The sequence below is a fragment of the Streptomyces sp. NPDC019531 genome (assembly GCF_044903305.1).
Lineage (GTDB): Bacteria > Actinomycetota > Actinomycetes > Streptomycetales > Streptomycetaceae > Streptomyces.
Genome location: NZ_JBJDQL010000047.1, coordinates 44,687 through 61,701, shown reverse-complemented (window position 1 = coordinate 61,701; position 17,015 = coordinate 44,687). Strand labels below are relative to the sequence as shown.

The following is a 17,015-nucleotide window of genomic DNA, read 5'->3' as shown; positions in this document are numbered from 1 at the left end:
CGCGACCGTGCAGACGAGGCGGACATCGCGTCGCCAGAGAGAGCGTGGGCGTTCCAGGGCCCCCACTGGTTTCCCAGGAACTGGCTGACGGCGAGTTCGCCCCCGAACTGCCCGGCCCCCAGTCAGAGCCCCGAACGCAGCCCGGACGACCGAACCACACCGCCCGCCGCGTGCACCACGCCGCGCCATACGGCGGTGCCTCCCACGGCGGTGGCCAGCGCGGCGGCCGGCCACACACCGGGATCGGCAAGCCAGTTCGGCAGGTAGGTGTTCAGGCCGGGGGTGAACGTGACCAGATGGCCCAGGAGTTGGACCGAGACGCCGGTCAGGACCATGGGCAACGCGCCGACCGCGACGGGCGCCGAGGCGTCGGCCAGCGCGGCGACCCGTGTTTCCCAGTCGGGATGGGTGAGCAGCAGGGCGACAGCCTTACGGCGTACCGGGTGCCGTCGCTCATGCCGGGTCCAGTAGGTCGCGTCGGCGCCCTGCGCGACCGCGTCGAGGTCGGCGTGGATCTCCCGGCTCCGCAGGACGTCGGCCATGGTCAGATACATCAGTACGACCATGAACGCGCCCAGGACCAGGTTGCGCGCCGGGCCGCCGGTGCTCAGCATCCAGGCGTTCACCGCGACGAAGGGAATCAGCACCCCGACCAGGAACACGCGCTCAGTCGTTCGTCCAGGTTCGGTGACCCGCATCACATCCGGCTCCTGTCAGCAATCGGGGCGCCGTCTCGTTCAAGTGGCACGCGAACGAGACAGGAGCAACGTCATGAAGCACCGCATCGTCGTACTCGGCGCTGGATACGCCGGGGCCTTCGCCGCCGGAAACCTGGCCCGTCGGCTCTCCCCCGCCGACACCGAGATCACCGTCGTCAACGCCGTGCCCGACTTCGTTGAGCGGATGCGGCTCCACCAGCTCGCGATCGGCCAGGACGTCGCGTTCCGCAAGCTCGCCGACGTGTTCGCGGGCACCGGCGTGCGGCTGAGCCTGGCGCGCGTCACCGGCGTCGACCCCGAGCGCAGGACCGTCGCCGTGACCGGCGAGGACGGCGACGGCAAGCTCGCGTACGACACCCTTCTCTACGCGCTCGGCAGTTCCGTCGCCCACCATGGCGTCCCCGGCGCGGCCGAGTACGCCTTCGACGTGACCGGCCGGTCCTCGGCGCTGCGGCTGCGCGAGCGCCTGGCCGACCTGGGCGAGGGCGGCACCGTGCTGGTCGTCGGTGAGGGACTGACCGGCATCGAGACCGCCACCGAGTTCGCCGAGTCCCGGCCCGACCTCTCGGTCGCACTCGCCGCCCGCGGCGAGCTGGGCGCCTGGCTCTCCCCGAAGGCCCGCCGTCACCTGCGCCAGGCCTTCGACCGGCTCGGCATCACCGTCCACGAGCACACCGGCATCAAGGCCGTCGAGCCGACACGGGCGATCGCAGGCGGCGTCGACGGGCCGTCCATCCCGGCCGACGTGACCGTGTGGGCGGCCGGGTTCGCCGTGCACCCCATCGCGGCCGCCAGCGGCCTGGAGGTGGCCGAGACCGGCCAGATCGTCGTCGACCGCACCATGCGCTCGGTCTCGCACCCGGACGTCTACGCCGCCGGTGACAGCGCCTACGCGATCGGCGAGAACGGCCGGCCGCTGCCGATGTCCTGCGCCTCGGCCGGCTACACCAACATGCAGGCGACCGCCGCGATCATCGCGCGCCTGACGGGCAGCGAGGTCCCGACCATCGAGCTGAAGTACCACGGCAACCACATCAGCCTCGGACGGCGGGACGCGATCTTCCAGATGGTGGACGGGGACGCCCGGTCGAAGTCCTGGTACCTGGGCGGCAAGGCCGCCGCGCGGCTCAAGTCGGGCGTGCTCAAGGGGGCCGGGTGGGGCATCGCCCACCCGACCTTCGGCATGCCCAAGCGCAGGCGCCGCCTGGCCACCGCGCCCGACCGGGCCGGTGTGAGGGTCGCCGCATAGTCTGCTCCGCATGGACAGCGTGGCCATCGATCGGTTCGAGGCCAGCCGGGGCCGGCTGGCCTCGCTCGCGTACCGTCTGCTCGGCTCGGCCGCCGACGCCGAGGACGCCGTGCAGGACGCGTTCCTGCGCTGGCAGGCCGCAGACCGGGAACGTATCGAGCTGCCGGAGGCGTGGCTGACCAAGGTCGTCACCAATCTCTGCCTCGACCGGCTCCGCTCTGCGCAGGCGCGCCACGAGCGAGCGGCCGGTGCCTGGCTGCCCGAGCCGCTCCTCGAAGGCGACCCGATGCTCGGCCCTGCCGAAACCTTCGAGCAGCGCGAGTCGGTGTCCTTGGCCGTACTGACCCTCATGGAGCGCCTCTCGCCGGTCGAGCGGGCCGCTTACGTCCTGCGCGAGGCCTTTTCGTACTCCCACGCCGAGATCGCCGGGATCCTCGACATCACCGAGTCCGCGAGCCAACAGCATGTCCACCGGGCCCGGATCCGGATCACCGCCGAGCACCGCGGCCGCGACGAGGTGGACCCCGGGTCCGCGCGCCGGATCGTCGAGGAGTTCCTCGCCGCAGCCACGTCGGGGCGCACCGAACGGCTGGTGGCGCTGCTCACCGACGACGCGACCGCGGTCTCGGACGGCTACGGACTGGCCAGGCGGCTGCTGCGGTACAGCACGGGCGAGCGCATCGCCTCCTACGTGCGGGCCGGCTTCAAGCCCACACCGGCGAAGCGGCGGCTGGCCGGCGGCTCCCCCGCGTTCCACATCGCACTGGTCAACGGCTCCCCGGCCGTCCTCGCCGTGACCGACGACCGGGTCGTGGGCGCCGTGATGTTCGAATTCAGCGACGGCAAGGTCGCGTCCCTGCTCGGCATCGCCACCGCGGGCCGGCTCGCGCGCCTCAACGAGGCATGGCGGCAGCACGAACCCGACGCGCCGGTTATCGACGCATGGTGACCAGAGCCACTGGAGTGCGGTGATCTGACTCGGAGCGAGGGCGGCATCCCCTCGGCCCCGCGCCGGCCCGAGGGCCGTACACGTCGGTCTCCCGAATCAGACTCGTCACGGAGGGCTGACCAGGGCAGATCCGATCACCCCTGGCGGCCTGTCACTCGAAGTCACATCGTGGTCGGGCCGGGACAGTTCGTGAGCCCGTGGATCGACTCCCGTGAGCCCCGGGGCTGTTGGATACTGGGGCGACCGGTGTACGGAAGGGGGCGGTTCGCGTGGTGGACGGACGTGAAGTGGACCCAGGGGAGTTGCTGGGGGTCGCCAAGGACGAGGAGCGGGCCCGCAGTCTGCTGCGCGCGTTGCGCACGCTGAGTGCCGGGAACGATCCGAAGCTGCGGGAGATGGCCGACGGGGTGCTGCGTGGCCGTCTCACCGCTGAACAGGCCTTCACCGACCCGGAGTACACCGCCGCGCTGTTCGCCGGTGCGGAGAAGGTCCGTCGGGAGGGGGAGCGGCGTTCTGACGCCGAGGCCCGGGAGGCCGGCGAGAGCTTCGGCGAGTGGCAGCGGGAGCGTGACGCCGAGGACGAGCGCGACGACCAGGACACGGCGTCGGCCGGCGCGGAGAGCCGTACGGCTTCCGAGCGTTCCGCCGGGCCCTGGGGGCGTTCCGGGCCGGGCGGTCTGGGCGGCTCCCGGCCGACTGGTCCCCTCGGGCACCGGTGAGCGTCTCCCGTCCGGCAGACCCACTCCGATTCCTCTCATAGCGGCAGCAAATCCCGCTCCCCGTAGTACAGTTCGGCCGTCGCAAGCCTGACCTGAAATGGTCCTGCCAAGACAAGGGGGAACGGACATGGGCGTCGTGCTGCCCGACGAGGCGGCCTGGGTGCTGGACCTCATCGGTGTCGAGTGGCCGAATGTCGACGAGGACGACTACCGGGACATGGCCGACGGGCTGCGTTCCTTCGCCTCGCAGATGCGGGAGGGCAAGGACGCGACCGCGAGCGTCGTCCGGGAGTTCCTGGAGGGCAACGAGGGCATCGCGACCGCCGCCTTCCAGCAGCACTGGGGCAAGGTCAGCGACGTACACCTGGAACGGCTCGGTGAAGCCGCCGATCTCGGGGCCGTGGCCCTCGACGGCGCCGCCATCGCCGTGGCCGGTGCCAAAGTGGCCGCCATCGTCCAACTCGGCATCCTCGCCGCCGAGATCATCGCCGCCCAGGCCGCCGCGCCGTTCACCCTCGGGCTCTCCGAAGTCGGCGCGCTCGGTGCCACCCAGGCCACCCGGCTCATCGTCCGGCGGCTGCTGAAGGAGGCGGAGCAGCTCCTCGTCGAGGAGCTCATGTCCGTCGCCATGGGCCCCGTCTACTCCGCGCTCGGCAACATGGCCACCGACCTCGTCATCCAGGTCGGCGCCAACGCCGTAGGACTGCAGGACGGTTACAGCCCCGGCAAGACCCTCCGCGCGGGCACCGAGGGATTCTCGGAAGGGCTCGACGGCACCACGGGGACCTTCACCGGGAAGGGCGGTGCCGCGTGAGCGAGACCGTACGCAGCGACAAGGACCTCCACGACCGGCTCGCCGACCGGGTCGGTTCGCAGGCCGACGAGCAGGAGTCCGGGGCCCGTCCCCATCTGCGGCGCAGCCGGGCCGGGCTGAACCGGACACGCGGCAAGGGCGCCCTGGCGGCGGCCGTCGAGACCGGGGCCGAGAAGATCCTCAAGGCCATCGAGGAGGCCGAGGACCAGCTGCACAAGCACCTGCACGACGTGTCCAAGGGCGTGCGGGCCATGGGGGACAACCACGCGCGCAACGACAAGAACATCGAGACGATGCTGCAGGGCATCGTCAAGCGCTCCCGCGACCAGGACACGGTCCGTGACGGCGGCGGCATCGGCAAGGACCGGCCGGACACGACGAAGGACCCGCACACCGTCTCCCTGGAGTGGAAGCCCGGGATGCCCAAGCAGGCCTTCGAGAGGAAGGCGACCGCCCTTCAGCGGCTCGGCGAGGAGGGCAAGCTCTTCAAGTTCAAGGGCAAGACCGAGGACTACCGGGACAAGCAGATCACCGCGCAGTACAAGGGCGCACTGGAAGCACTGATCCGCAGGAACCACAAGGACGACCCCGAGTTCGCCGAGGAGGCCGCGCAGGCCGCCCGTAAAATGCAACCCGACCACGTCAACGAGCTCCAGACCGGTGGTCCGGACGCGTGGCGTAACCTGCGGATGCTCGACCGGACGACGAACTACGACATCGGCACGCAGCAGATACGTCCGCAGATCAAGGATCTTCCGGACGGCAACCCGATCAACATCGACATCAAGTGGTGGCCAGATGACTAGCGCGAACCCGGCGTCGTCCCGTCTGATCGCGACGGTGGACGCTCTGCGGACGGCACTGGCGGAGAGCCCGGACGTGCTTTCGTTCACGCTCGGCGGGACGATCGACGAGGAGACGGCGGCCGACGCCGAGGCCGACGGGGTGCCGCGGGAGTTCCTGGACTTCTGCCGGGTGCTGGACGGCGCGAGCTGCGGGCCGTCCGTGCAGCTCTTCGGCCTGGAGGAGGCCGACGAGCACCAGTTCTACTGCGAGCCCGTGGCGGACTCCCCGCTGCCGCTGTCCCCCGAGAAGCTCTACTGCGTCGGGATGATCCAGGAGGCGCCGGTCTACCTCGACCGCGCGGGCGGCGGTGTCCTCGGCGCCCCGGAAGCGGGCCCCGACTGGCCCGACGCCGAGCGCTTCGAGCAGCTCGCGCCGGCTCTTGGGACGTTCTTCCTGGAGCGGCTGGCCACTCCCGCCGAGTACCAACGGCTCGCCCTCGTCGACGACGAACTGGTCGAGTACGACGACTGGCTGAAACTGCTGCGGCGGGCCGGGCTCGCCGGCTGAACGACCGACACGCTCACGAAAGGGAAGCAGAGGACGCATGGCCACCCATGACGAGATGACGGAGCTCTTCGGCGCGGACCGCGTGGTCACGCTGGACCGTGCCGTCGCCGAGGAGCGCGGACTGTCCGAGGCCGACGCCGAGGTGCTGTGCGACGTCGGTGTGCCGAAGTTCGTGGACGTCCTGTTCACCCTCGACACCGCCGACGACGGGCCCGACCCCTTCACCGTGGTGCCGGTGGCCGCGGGCGGTGAGGAGACCCACATCCTCGTCCTCGGCGGCCCCACCGACGATCCCACGATGCGGTACTGCCTCGACATGGACCGCGGCTACATCATCCTCATGTCCTTCGACGAGGAGCCGCGGGCCGAGATCGTGAACCGCACCCTCGCCGACCTCGTCGAGTTCCTGTACCGCTTCGCCCTGCGCGCCAAGCACCTGGAGCAGGCCGCGCCGCAGGACCGGGCCCCCTACACGGACAAGCTCGTGGAGTACCTCAGGGCCCGCGACCCGTACGCGTTCGCCCAGCCGGACAGCTGGTGGTCGATGGTCTTCGAGCAGGTCGGCTGATCCTGGCGGCCCCCGTCGCGGTCGTCCCGCACGGGCACCTGCACAGCGGTCATGAGCCTTCGTTCACAGGTTTCGCAGAGGAACTCTTCAGGTTCGGCGTGGAGTCTGCAGCGTATGCATGAACACCGACCTCGTACCCCCGAAGCCGAACGCAGCCGCCGCTGGTTCATGAACAAGGCGCTGCTCGCCGGCGGAGTCGCCGCCATGGCGACCATGACAGGCTGTTCCTCGGACTCCTCCGACACGGCGAGCTCCGCCGCTTCCAGCAGTGCCGCTGGCGGCATGCCCTCCGGTGGGCCCGGCGGGGGCGGCGGTGGCGGCATGGGCCCCGGCGCCTCCCAGATCAAGTACGCGGACGTCAAGGGCGTCACCACCGACGGCACCGTCGTCGAGGACCTGTACTCGATCCACTCCACGGACGTCTCCACGGACGCGCTGGTCAAGGCGGCGCAGACGTTCCTGGACGGGCTCTCCACGACGGAGCGCAAGTCCTGTGTGTTCGACATCGACGCCGACGAATGGACGGCCTGGAGCAACGTCGACGGCTACGACCGCAAGGGCGTCCGCATGGGCGACCTGACGGAGAAGCAGCGCAACCTCGGCTACGCGCTGCTCGGCAAGGCCCTGTCCGCCGACGGCCTCACCCAGACCCGCGGCATCATGAAGCTCAACGCGTTCCTGGGCGACTCCAACGGCGGCAACCAGAAGACCCTGACCGAGGGCCACTACTTCTTCACCTTCATGGGCACCCCGTCGACCACGAAGCCCTGGGGCTTCCAGTACGAGGGCCACCATGTCGCCATCAACTACTTCGTGCTGGGCGACCAGGTCGTGATGACGCCGACGTTCATGGGCTCGGAGCCCACGACGGGCACGTACAAGGGCGAGAAGATCACCCTCTTCCGGCCGGAGACCAAGGCCGGTCTGGCCATGATCCGCTCCCTCACCACGGCGCAGCGAGCCAAGGCGGTCTCCTCGCAGTCGAACGGCAACGAGGACATGAAGGCCGGTGCGGGCCAGGACAACCTGAAGCTCGCCTACGAGGGGCTGCCCTGCTCCGGTCTCACCTCCGCGCAGCAGCAGAAGCTGCTCGACCTGGTCGGTGTGTACGTCGGCTACATCAACGAGGGGCACGCCGAGGTCAAGATGGCCGAGGTGAAGAAGCACCTCGACGACACGTACTTCTACTGGATGGGCGAGACGGAGGACGACTCCGCCTTCTACTACCGCGTGCACAGCCCGGTCGTCCTCATCGAGTACGACGCCCAGGCCCCGCTCTTCTACAAGGGCGACTCCTCCGCGACCCCCAGCGCGAGCTCCGGCTCCAACGCCGGCGGCCCCGGCGGCGGCATGGGCATGGGCGGTACCCCGTCGCAGGAGCACATCCACACCATCATCCGCACCCCGAACGGCGGCGACTACGGCATAGACCTGCTCAAACTGCACCTGGAGCAGGACCACTAGCGGCTGCTGGGCTGCTGAGGCTGCGCGGGCCATTGACGCGCAAGGGGTTCGATTCTACGGTCCGTCCGAAGCTCTGATCGGCGATCGATATACCGAACGGCAACGAACGGATCGTGTCCCCCCACCCGCAAGGAGCGTCAGCGTGAGCCGCATCTCCCGCACCCTTCGCCGCAGGACCGCCCTGCTCGCCGTCCCCGCCGCCGCCCTGCTCGCCCTCGTGCCGAGCACGGCGTCGGCGTACCCCAACCCCGGGACCGTCACGGGCGCCACCACCATCCACGACCCCACCATGGTCCGTACGTCGGCGGGCCGTTACCTGCTGTACGGCACCGGCGGCGGCCTCGGCTACCGCACCTCCACCGACCGGATCGCGTTCACGGCCGGCAGCGACGCCTTCACCACCAAGCCGAGCTGGTGGTCGTCGTACGCCACCGAGGCCTGGGCGCCCGACATCTCGTATCACGGCGGCAAGTACCTGATGTACTACGCCGTCTCTACCTTCGGCTCCAACAAGTCGGCGATAGGGCTCGCCGGTTCGTCGACCGGCCTGCCCGGTTCCTGGACCGACTACGGCACCGTGTACACCTCCACCACCTCCAGCGACTACAACGCCATCGACCCGAACCTCTTCGTCGACGGCGACGGCAAGTGGTGGCTGTCCTTCGGGAGTTGGTGGACCGGCCTGAAGATGATCCAGATCGACCCGAGCACCGGGAAACAGCTCTCCTCCAACACCACCCGGTACTCGATCGCGTCCCGCCCGACCGGAACCAAGGCGGTCGAGGCGCCGTACATCGTGAAGCGGAACGGCTACTACTACCTCTTCGCGTCGTACGACACCTGCTGCGCCGGCACCAGTTCGACCTACAAGGTCAAGGTCGGCCGCGCCACCAGCATCACCGGACCGTACGTCGACAAGAACGGCGTCTCGATGATGAACAACGGCGGCACGCCCGTCCTGGAGTCCCACGGCAGCATCATCGGCCCCGGCGGCCAGTCGGTCATGAGCGACTCCGACGGCGACCTGATCGTCTACCACTACTACGACGGCAACGCCAACGGCACACCCAAGCTCGGCATCAACCTGCTGAGCTGGAGCACGGGTTGGCCGGTCGCGTACTGAGTCGGCGTCAGCTCACGGCCGTACCGGCACCCCCGCAGTGCTAGCCCGCCTGTCCCATCCCCGCCGCGTTCGGCCAGCTCTGCGCGTTGGGCCAGCCGGTCGCGGGGGCCGTGGACAGCTCCTGCGGGGCTCCGGGAGCCGGTGCGGTCATGCCCCGTACCTGCGCGGCCGTGAGCCCCCCACGAGCCGGCACTCCGGGCGGGGTGGGTCCGCCACCCGGCGCGGCGAAGGGCATCGGAGCCGGGGCCGGGGGAGCGGGCGCCGGAACAGGGGCGGGTGCGGGTGCCGTCGGCATCTGCATCGGCATGCCCGCACCGTTCGAGGGCGCGGAGGCCATGGCGACCGGCACCTGCTGAGGCGCCTGCATGGGCATCGGCATCGGCATACCGCCGCCCATACCGACCCCGCCACCGCCGACGGCCATGGCGGCGAGGTCCTGCATCCCCGCCCCGTTGGTCTGCCCGACCAGTCGATCCACTGCCGCCGTACCCGAGCTGTAGCTGGTCCCTTGAGCGAGCTCGGGCACGGCGGCTCCCCTCCTGGTCCCGTAAAGCACCTGTTCCAGGCCGGACACCAGGCGACGCACGTCCACCTGGGGGCGCACCACGAGTCGCAGGAAGCGGCTTGAGGATCCGATCTTGTTGCCGCACTCGCGGACCAGGATGCGATGCTCGGTGAGCAGCCGGTCCCGGACCACGGTGCCTTCGGCGCCCACAGGGAGGCGCACGAAGAGGAAGTTCCCCTGAGAGGGGTAGACGGTGAGGCCGGGCAGCGAGGAGAGCTGGCTGGCCATGTCCAGGCGGTCCCGCCGCACCTGGTGCAGGCTCTGCGCGTACTCGGCGCCGTGCTCCTTGAGCATGAACACCACGTACTCGGCGAAGGCGTTGAGGTTCCACTTCGGCAGCATCGAGCGGACCCGGCCGGCCAGCGAGGGGTTGGCGACCATGTAGCCGAAGCGGATGCCGTGCAGGCCGAAGTTCTTGCCGAGGCTGCGCAGCACGATGACGTTGGGCCGGATCATCGCCTCCTGGACGACACTCGGCTCCTGCTCGGCGTCGGCGAACTCCAGGAAGGACTCGTCGATGACGATGAGGTCCAGGTCGGCCATGGCGTCCATGAACTGCACGAGCGCGTGCTTGTGGAGGAAGCCGCCGTCGGGGTTGTTCGGGTTGCAGATGACCGCGACCCGCGTGCCCCGGGTGCGTATGAACTCGGCGTACTGCGCGAGGTCCAGGGCGAATCCGCTGGACTCCTGGAGCGGGAACATGTCGACCCGCTTGCCGGTCTCCATCGGCTGGTCGGTCCAGCGGCCGAAGGTGGGGACGGGGATGGCGAGGGACTCACGGACCAGCAGGTGGTCGATCCAGGTGATCAGTTCGGTGGAGCCGTTGCCCATCGCCACGGCCTGCGGCGGAAGTTGGAGCAGGTTGCACAGCTCGGCGGTGATCGTGTCGGCACCGCTGGGGTAGTAGGTGATGATGTCCTTCAGCCGTGAGGCCATGGTGTCCATCATCGCCGGGGTGGGGAAGTACGGATTGCACGGAATGCAGAAGTCCACCGGCCCCGTCCCGTCGCCGCCTTCACGCGCCAGCGCCGCCATGGACGGGCTGTGCGCAGCGGTGCTGCGGAACAACGAGGTGACGTTGTCGGCCATCGAACCTCCGTATGGGGCGGACCCGGCGGGGCGACCGGGTCCGTCGTCATTGGGTGGCCCGCGCGGGGGAGCACGGGCCGCCCTTACATACGGATAGCTGCGTGGCGCTGTTCAACGGGTGTGAAAGAAGTGTGAGTTCGGGAACCCCGGGCCCGAATTCCGCATCTCACCAGGTCAGGAGGCGAACGAGTGGATCGTCGTCGACCTGTACGTCTGCCCCGGTCGCAGCGTTGCCGACGGGAACGACGGGTGGTTCGGCGAGTCCGGGAAGTGCTGTGTCTCCAGACACAGCGCGTCGCCCTGACGGTAGGTGTGGCCGCCGGTGCCGGTGAGGGTGCCGTCGAGGAAGTTGCCCGAGTAGAACTGCAGACCGGGCTCGTTGGAGGCGATCTTCAGGGTGCGGCCGGAGTGCGGGTCGCGCAGGGTCGCCACATGCTCGGGCTCGGCCGTGATCCCCTTGTCGAGGACCCAGTTGTGGTCGAAGCCCTTGGCTCTGATCAGCTGGGCGTGCCCGGCGCGGATGTCCCGGCCGATCGGCTTGGCCTCGCGGAAGTCGAACGGCGTGCCGTCCACGGAAGCCAGCTCACCGGTGGGGATCAGGCCCGGGTCGGTCGGCGTGTAGCGGGAGGCGGCGATCCTCAGCTCGTGGTCCTCGATGGTGCCGGTGCCCTCGCCGCCGAGGTTCCAGTACACGTGGTTGGTCAGGTTGACCACGGTGGCCTTGTCGGTGGTGGCCTCGTAGTCGATCCGCCAGTCGCCCCCCTCGGTGAGGGTGTAGGTGACCGTCGTCCTCAGGGTGCCGGGGTAGCCCATCTCCCCGTCGGCACTGGTGCGGTGGAGTCGCAGGCCGACGTCTGAGTCCCGCGTGAACGCCTCGATGTCCCAGACGGTCCTGTCGAAGCCCTCGCGGCCGCCGTGCAGACTGTTCTCGCCGTCGTTGACGGACAGCTCGTACGACGTGCCGTCCAGCGTGAACCGGCCCTTGTCGACGCGGTTGCCGAACCGGCCGATCAGCGCGCCGAAGTACGGACTTGAGGCGACGTAGTCCTCGACGGTGTCGAAGCCGAGACAGACATTGGCGTAGCGGCCCTCGCGGTCCGGGATCTCCAGCGACTGGACGATCCCGCCGTACGAGAGGACCTTCAGCCGGGTGCCGCCGTTCTCCAGCGACCAGCGGTGGATCTCCGTCCCGTCGGCGAGCTCACCGAAGAGTTCCTTCACCGGGTTCCTGCCTCCCATGGTGCGGGTGTGAAGCGTGGACAGCCGAAGGGCCCCGCGGACCGGTCGTCCGCGGGGCCCGTGACCCGGCGTGGCTACGAACCGGACTTGCGCTTGTTCCATACGTCGAACCCGACCGCGGCCAGCAGGGCGAGGCCCTTGATGACCTGCTGCCAGTCGGTGCCGACGCTGAGGAGGTTCATGCCGTTGTTCAGCACGCCGAGGACGAGACCACCGATGATCGCGCCGAGGACGGTACCCACACCGCCGCTCATGGACGCGCCACCGATGAACGACGAGGCGATCGCCTCGAGTTCGAAGTTCAGGCCCGCCTTCGGGGAGGCCGCGTTCAGGCGGGCGGCGACCACCAGACCCGCCAGGGCCGCGAGCACGCCCATGTTCAGGAAGACAAGGAAGGTGACCTTCTTGTCCTTGACGCCGGACAGCTTCGCCGCCGGCAGGTTGCCGCCGATCGCGTAGATGTGCCGGCCGAAGACCGCGTTGCGCATGACGTAGCCGTAGCCGACCACCAGCACACCGAGGACGAGGAGGATGATCGGCGCGCCCTGGTAGCTGGCGAGCAGCATCGTCACCGCGAGGACCGCGGCGGCGATCGCGACGAGCTTCAGCAGGAAGGCGTTCCTGGGCAGCACGTCCAGCGCGAACTCCTGCTGGCGCTTGCGGTCGCGGACCTCCTGGTAGACCACGAAGGCCAGCAGCACGAAGCCGAGCAGCAGGGTGAGGTTGTGGTAGTTGGTGTTCGGGCCGACCGCGGGAAGGAAGCCGTTGCCGAGCTTCTGCAGCCCGTCCGGGAACGGACCGAGGGTCTGGCCCTTGAGGAGGATCTCCGTCAGACCGCGGAAGAGCAGCATGCCCGCCAGGGTGACGATGAACGACGGTATGCCGAGATACGCGATCAGATAGCCCTGGACCGAGCCCGCGACCGCGCCCACCACCAGGGTCAGCACCAGCGCGACCGGCCACGCCACGTCGTGCTGCACTGTCAGCACGGCCGCGAAGGCGCCCACGAACGCGGTCAGTGAACCGACCGACAGGTCGATGTGCCCCGCGATGATCACCAGCATCATGCCGATCGCGAGGATCAGGATGTAGCTGTTCTGGAGCACCAGGTTGGAGACGTTGCGCGGCAGCAGCAGGTCGCCGTCGGTCCACACCGCGAACAGCACGACGATCAGACCGAGCGCGATCAGCATGCCGTACTGGCGCATGTTGCGGCGCAGGCCGTTCAGCATCAGCTGCAGCAGGCCCCCGTCCGAGGCGGAGCCCCCGCTCTTGCCGGGCGGCGCCGACGCCGGGATCTTGGTCACATCGGTGCTCATCGGGTTACCTCTTTGTCCTTCGTCATCTGGCGCATCAGCACTTCCTGCGTGGCCTCGGCCCGCGGGACCTCACCCGTCAGCCGCCCGGCGGACATGGTGTAGATGCGGTCACACATGCCGAGCAGTTCCGGCAGCTCGGAGGAGATGAAGACGACTGCCTTGCCCTCGGCGGCCAGCTGGTCGATGACCGTGTAGATCTCGTACTTGGCGCCCACGTCGATACCGCGCGTCGGCTCGTCCAGGATCAGCACCTCAGGACCCGCGAAGATCCACTTGCTGAGGACGACCTTCTGCTGGTTGCCGCCGGAGAGCCTACCCACCGTCTCGAAGACGGTCGGCGCCTTGATGTTCATGGACTTGCGGAAGCGCTCGGAGACCTTCCGCTCCTCGTGCTCGTCGACCACACCACGCCTCGCGACCTTGTCCAGGGCGGTCAGCGAGATGTTCCGGTTGATGTTGTCGATGAGGTTGAGGCCGTAGTGCTTGCGGTCCTCGGTGACGTACGCGATGCCGTGCTCGACCGCCTCCGCGACGGTCTTCGTACGGATCTCCTCGCCGTCCTTGAAGACCTGACCGCCCGCGTGCCGGCCGTAGGTGCGCCCGAACACGCTCATCGCGAGCTCGGTGCGCCCCGCGCCCATCAGGCCCGCGATGCCGACGATCTCGCCGCGGCGCACGTTGATCGACACGTTGTCGACCACCTTGCGCGTCTGGTCGATCGGGTGGTGGACCGTCCAGTTGCGGATCTCAAGCGCCGGGGCCGCGTCCGCCGCGCCCTCGTACGGAGTGCGGTCGGGGAAGCGGTGGTCGAGGTCACGGCCGACCATGCCCGTGATGATCCGGTCCTCGGTGGTCTCCGGGGCCTTCACGTCGAGGGTCTCGATGGACTTCCCGTCGCGGATGATCGTCACCGAGTCGGCGACCCGGCGGATCTCGTTGAGCTTGTGGGAGATGATGATCGAGGTGATGCCGTGGTTCTTCAACTCCAGGATCAGGTCCAGGAGTTTGCCGCTGTCCTCGTCGTTCAGAGCCGCGGTCGGCTCGTCGAGGATGAGCAGCTTCACCTTCTTGGAGAGCGCCTTGGCGATCTCCACCAGCTGCTGCTTGCCCACGCCGATGTCGGCGATCCGGGTCTCCGGGTGGTCGGAAAGACCGACCCGGCGCAGCAGCTCGGTGGCGTGCTTCAGGGTGTCGTTCCAGTTGATGAACCCGCCGGAGGCGTGTTCGTTGCCGAGGAAGATGTTCTCCGCGATCGACAGGAACGGCACCAGGGCCAGTTCCTGGTGGATGATCACGATGCCGTGCTGCTCGCTCGCCCGGATGTCCTTGAACGAGACGACATCTCCCTCGAAGAGGATGTCGCCCTCGTACGTACCGTGCGGATGGACGCCGGAGAGCACCTTCATCAAGGTGGACTTCCCGGCGCCGTTCTCACCGCAGATGGCATGGACCTCGCCCTGACGGACAGTCAGTGAGACGTCCGACAGCGCTTTGACGCCGGGAAAGGTCTTGACGATCGAGCGCATTTCCAGGACGGGTCCCGCCATGGTCGTGCCTTTCAATCAGGGGGAATTGGGCGGAAGGGGAGGAGCTGACTAGTTGAGTTCGCTCGCCTTGTAGTAGCCCGTGTCGACCAGTTCCTTGGTGTAGTTGGTCTTGTCGACGCTCACCGGCTGGAGCAGGTAGGCCGGGACGACCTTGCTGCCGTTGTCGTACGTCTTGGTGTCGTTGACCTCCGGCGTCTTGCCGTTGAGGACGTCGTCCACCATGGTCGAGGCGACCTCGGCGAGCTTGCGGGTGTCCTTGTAGACGGTCTGCGTCTGCTGGCCCGCGATGATCGACTTCACCGAGGCGAGCTCGGCGTCCTGGCCGGTGATGACCGGGATCGGCTTGCTGGCGGAGCCGTAGCCGTCCGACTTCAGCGCGGCGAGGATACCGATGGAGATGCCGTCGTACGGCGACAGGACCGCGTCGACCTTGGCGCTGCCGTAGGTCGAGGTGAGGATGTCCTCCATGCGCTTCTGGGCGGTGGCACCGTCCCAGCGCAGCGTGGTGACCTGGGTGAGCTTGGTCTGGCCGGACTTGACGACGAGCTTCTTGCTGTCGATGTACGGCTGCAGCACGCTCATCGCGCCGTTGAAGAAGTACTTGGTGTTGTTGTCGTCGTTGGAGCCGGCGAAGAGCTCGATGTTGAAGGGGCCCTTGCCGCTCTTCAGGCCCAGCTTGTCGACGATGTAGCTGGCCTGGAGCTCACCGACCTTGGTGTTGTCGAAGGACGCGTAGTAGTCGACGTTCTTCGTGCCGAGGATCAGGCGGTCGTAGGCGATGACCGGGATCTTGGCGTCGGCGGCCTGCTGGAGCACGTTGTTCAGGGACTTGTTGTCGATGGCCGCGACGATCAGGCCCTTGACGCCCTGCGTGATCAGGTTCTCGATCTGCGAGACCTGCTGGTCCGGGTCGTCCTCGCCGTAGACCAGCTTGGTCTTGTAGCCCTTGGCTTCCAGGTTCTTGACGACGTTGTTGCCGTCGGCGATCCAGCGCTCGGAGGACTTGGTCGGCATCGCGATGCCGATGGTGCCTCCCTTGGCGCTGCCGGTCGACTCCTTGCTGCCGCCCTCGCTGTTCTGGCCGCAGGCGGAGAGGGTGAGTGCGAGGGAGGCGGCGCCGGCTATGGCGGCGAGTGCGGCTCGGCGAGTACGCATGATCATCATCCTTGATGTCGGGACGGGCTCGGTCTGGTGGTGCGAGGACGCTCTGGCAACGAGGTGCGGGCTCCGACCGAGAAGAGGTGTGTGGGATTGTGTGTGACTGCGTCTTCTTTTGTGAAGGGAGTCGGCCCGAAACGTTATGAGGGTGTTTCGAAACGCTTCAGCGCACCGGGCAGCCGCGAACCGAGCGGCGCCATGTCGCCGTCCGCTCCGTGCCGTGCGAGCAGGTCCAGGGCGAGCCGACCGCGCCGCACCCGTTCCCGGGCCGTGCTCAGGGTCAGATCGCGCAGGTGGTGGCCGTACGGGTAGATCCCCGGAGCCTTGGAGAGACCGAACTTCAGGTACAGCGGTGCGCCGCGCCGGATCAGCTCGGCGACCTCGTACATCCGCACATATCCGCCGAGATCGTCGGGGGCCTCGATGTACATGTCCATGGGGGCGGCGGACACCCGCCGGATCTCGGTGAGATGATCGAGCGTCAGATCGCTGGGCACGTTGATGGAGTCGGCGCCCAGGTTCTCGTACACCGCGAACGCGGCCGGGTTGACCGGCCCGATGAGCGCGCTCAGCTTCAGCGTGGTGTCGGCCGGGATGATGCCGGCCGCGCGCGCCCGGTGCAGCGTCCACAGCACGCCCTCGTCGGCGACGAGAAGACACTGGACGCCCAACTCCGTTGCCCGGACGGCGTCTTCGACGCATCCGGCGACCGCGTCATGGCCCCGGGCCCGCAGGCCCCCGCCGCGCGAGTCGGTCCGGACGGAGCCGCCGATGTCCCAGGTGCCGCGCGGGCCGGTGAACAGGCAGAGCTCGATGTCGCGCTCACCCGTGGCCTCGACCATCTCGGTGATCTCGGCGTCGGTCAGCATCCACACGCCGCTGCCCTGGCTGATCCGGTGGATCGGCACATCGAGGCGCGAGGCTTCCTTCAGGACGACGGCCAGCGCTTCGGGACCCTCGCACGAAGGGATCTCGGTGCGCCAGCTGCCGCCGCCGGGGAAGGAGTGCGGGGAGGCGTCGGCGGGGTCGAGGGCGGGCGCGCCCAGGCCGAGTGCGGTGAGGGCCTGCTCACCGGGTCGGCGGGCCGCCGTGGCGGAGGCGTCGGTCGTCACAAGCTGTCCTTCGGTTCGATATTTCGGA

General features: G+C 68.6%; 16 protein-coding genes. 9 read left to right on the top strand and 7 right to left on the bottom strand.

What is annotated here, in order from left to right:
• Positions 1-122 precede the first annotated feature (122 nt).
• Positions 123-698: a hypothetical protein gene (locus ACI2L1_RS37155; RefSeq protein ID WP_404743845.1), complete on the bottom strand. Its 576-nt coding sequence runs from the start codon at positions 696-698 to the stop codon at positions 123-125.
• A gap of 73 nt (positions 699-771) precedes the next feature.
• On the opposite strand from ACI2L1_RS37155, the gene ACI2L1_RS37150 reads away from it, so the two are divergent.
• The 9 genes from ACI2L1_RS37150 to ACI2L1_RS37110 all read left to right on the top strand — a co-directional run bounded on the left by ACI2L1_RS37150 (position 772) and on the right by ACI2L1_RS37110 (position 8,958).
• On the top strand, positions 772-1,968 hold the full coding sequence (locus ACI2L1_RS37150; RefSeq protein ID WP_404743844.1) for an NAD(P)/FAD-dependent oxidoreductase: 1,197 nt from the start codon (positions 772-774) through the stop codon (positions 1,966-1,968).
• A gap of 10 nt (positions 1,969-1,978) precedes the next feature.
• The gene (locus ACI2L1_RS37145; protein WP_404743843.1) at positions 1,979-2,917 is read left to right on the top strand and encodes a sigma-70 family RNA polymerase sigma factor; all 939 of its coding nucleotides are present in this window, start codon (positions 1,979-1,981) and stop codon (positions 2,915-2,917) included.
• Between the two features lie 269 nt (positions 2,918-3,186).
• Positions 3,187-3,636 carry a hypothetical protein gene (locus ACI2L1_RS37140; protein WP_404743842.1) on the top strand — a complete coding sequence of 150 codons (450 nt, stop codon included), beginning with the start codon at positions 3,187-3,189 and terminating at the stop codon, positions 3,634-3,636.
• Between the two features lie 127 nt (positions 3,637-3,763).
• Positions 3,764-4,450, top strand: a complete 687-nt coding sequence (locus tag ACI2L1_RS37135) for a hypothetical protein (RefSeq protein ID WP_404743841.1) — start codon at positions 3,764-3,766, stop codon at positions 4,448-4,450.
• Positions 4,447-5,256, top strand: coding sequence for a hypothetical protein (locus ACI2L1_RS37130; RefSeq protein WP_404743840.1), 810 nt, complete (start codon positions 4,447-4,449; stop codon positions 5,254-5,256). Before ACI2L1_RS37135 ends, ACI2L1_RS37130 begins: the two co-directional genes overlap by 4 nt.
• Complete coding sequence (locus tag ACI2L1_RS37125; protein ID WP_404743839.1) at positions 5,249-5,803, top strand: hypothetical protein; 555 nt, start codon at positions 5,249-5,251, stop codon at positions 5,801-5,803. The genes ACI2L1_RS37130 and ACI2L1_RS37125 overlap by 8 nt, the downstream gene beginning before the upstream one ends.
• Before the next feature lie 37 nt (positions 5,804-5,840).
• Positions 5,841-6,371, top strand: a complete 531-nt coding sequence (locus ACI2L1_RS37120) for an SUKH-4 family immunity protein (RefSeq protein WP_404743838.1) — start codon at positions 5,841-5,843, stop codon at positions 6,369-6,371.
• Between the two features lie 114 nt (positions 6,372-6,485).
• Entirely contained in the window at positions 6,486-7,835 is a 1,350-nt protein-coding gene (locus ACI2L1_RS37115; protein ID WP_404743837.1) for a DUF3500 domain-containing protein, read from the top strand.
• A 142-nt stretch (positions 7,836-7,977) separates the two neighbouring features.
• Complete coding sequence (locus ACI2L1_RS37110) at positions 7,978-8,958, top strand: arabinan endo-1,5-alpha-L-arabinosidase (protein ID WP_404743836.1); 981 nt, start codon at positions 7,978-7,980, stop codon at positions 8,956-8,958.
• 40 nt (positions 8,959-8,998) lie between these two features.
• Here the strand turns inward: ACI2L1_RS37110 and ACI2L1_RS37105 are convergent, their stop codons facing one another.
• The 6 genes from ACI2L1_RS37105 to ACI2L1_RS37080 all read right to left on the bottom strand — a co-directional run bounded on the left by ACI2L1_RS37105 (position 8,999) and on the right by ACI2L1_RS37080 (position 16,987).
• A complete protein-coding gene (locus ACI2L1_RS37105; RefSeq protein WP_404743835.1) occupies positions 8,999-10,612 on the bottom strand; it encodes a pyridoxal phosphate-dependent aminotransferase in 1,614 nt (537 codons plus the stop codon).
• 174 nt (positions 10,613-10,786) lie between these two features.
• On the bottom strand, positions 10,787-11,851 hold the full coding sequence (locus ACI2L1_RS37100) for an aldose epimerase family protein (protein WP_404743834.1): 1,065 nt from the start codon (positions 11,849-11,851) through the stop codon (positions 10,787-10,789).
• A 74-nt stretch (positions 11,852-11,925) separates the two neighbouring features.
• On the bottom strand, positions 11,926-13,170 hold the full coding sequence (gene mmsB / locus ACI2L1_RS37095) for a multiple monosaccharide ABC transporter permease (RefSeq protein WP_404743833.1): 1,245 nt from the start codon (positions 13,168-13,170) through the stop codon (positions 11,926-11,928).
• On the bottom strand, positions 13,167-14,717 hold the full coding sequence (gene mmsA, locus ACI2L1_RS37090) for a multiple monosaccharide ABC transporter ATP-binding protein (RefSeq protein ID WP_404743832.1): 1,551 nt from the start codon (positions 14,715-14,717) through the stop codon (positions 13,167-13,169). The genes mmsB and mmsA overlap by 4 nt, the downstream gene beginning before the upstream one ends.
• Positions 14,718-14,765: 48 nt before the next feature.
• Positions 14,766-15,872, bottom strand: a complete 1,107-nt coding sequence (gene chvE, locus ACI2L1_RS37085; protein WP_404743831.1) for a multiple monosaccharide ABC transporter substrate-binding protein — start codon at positions 15,870-15,872, stop codon at positions 14,766-14,768.
• Between the two features lie 143 nt (positions 15,873-16,015).
• Entirely contained in the window at positions 16,016-16,987 is a 972-nt protein-coding gene (locus tag ACI2L1_RS37080) for a hypothetical protein (protein WP_404743830.1), read from the bottom strand.
• Positions 16,988-17,015 lie beyond the last annotated feature (28 nt).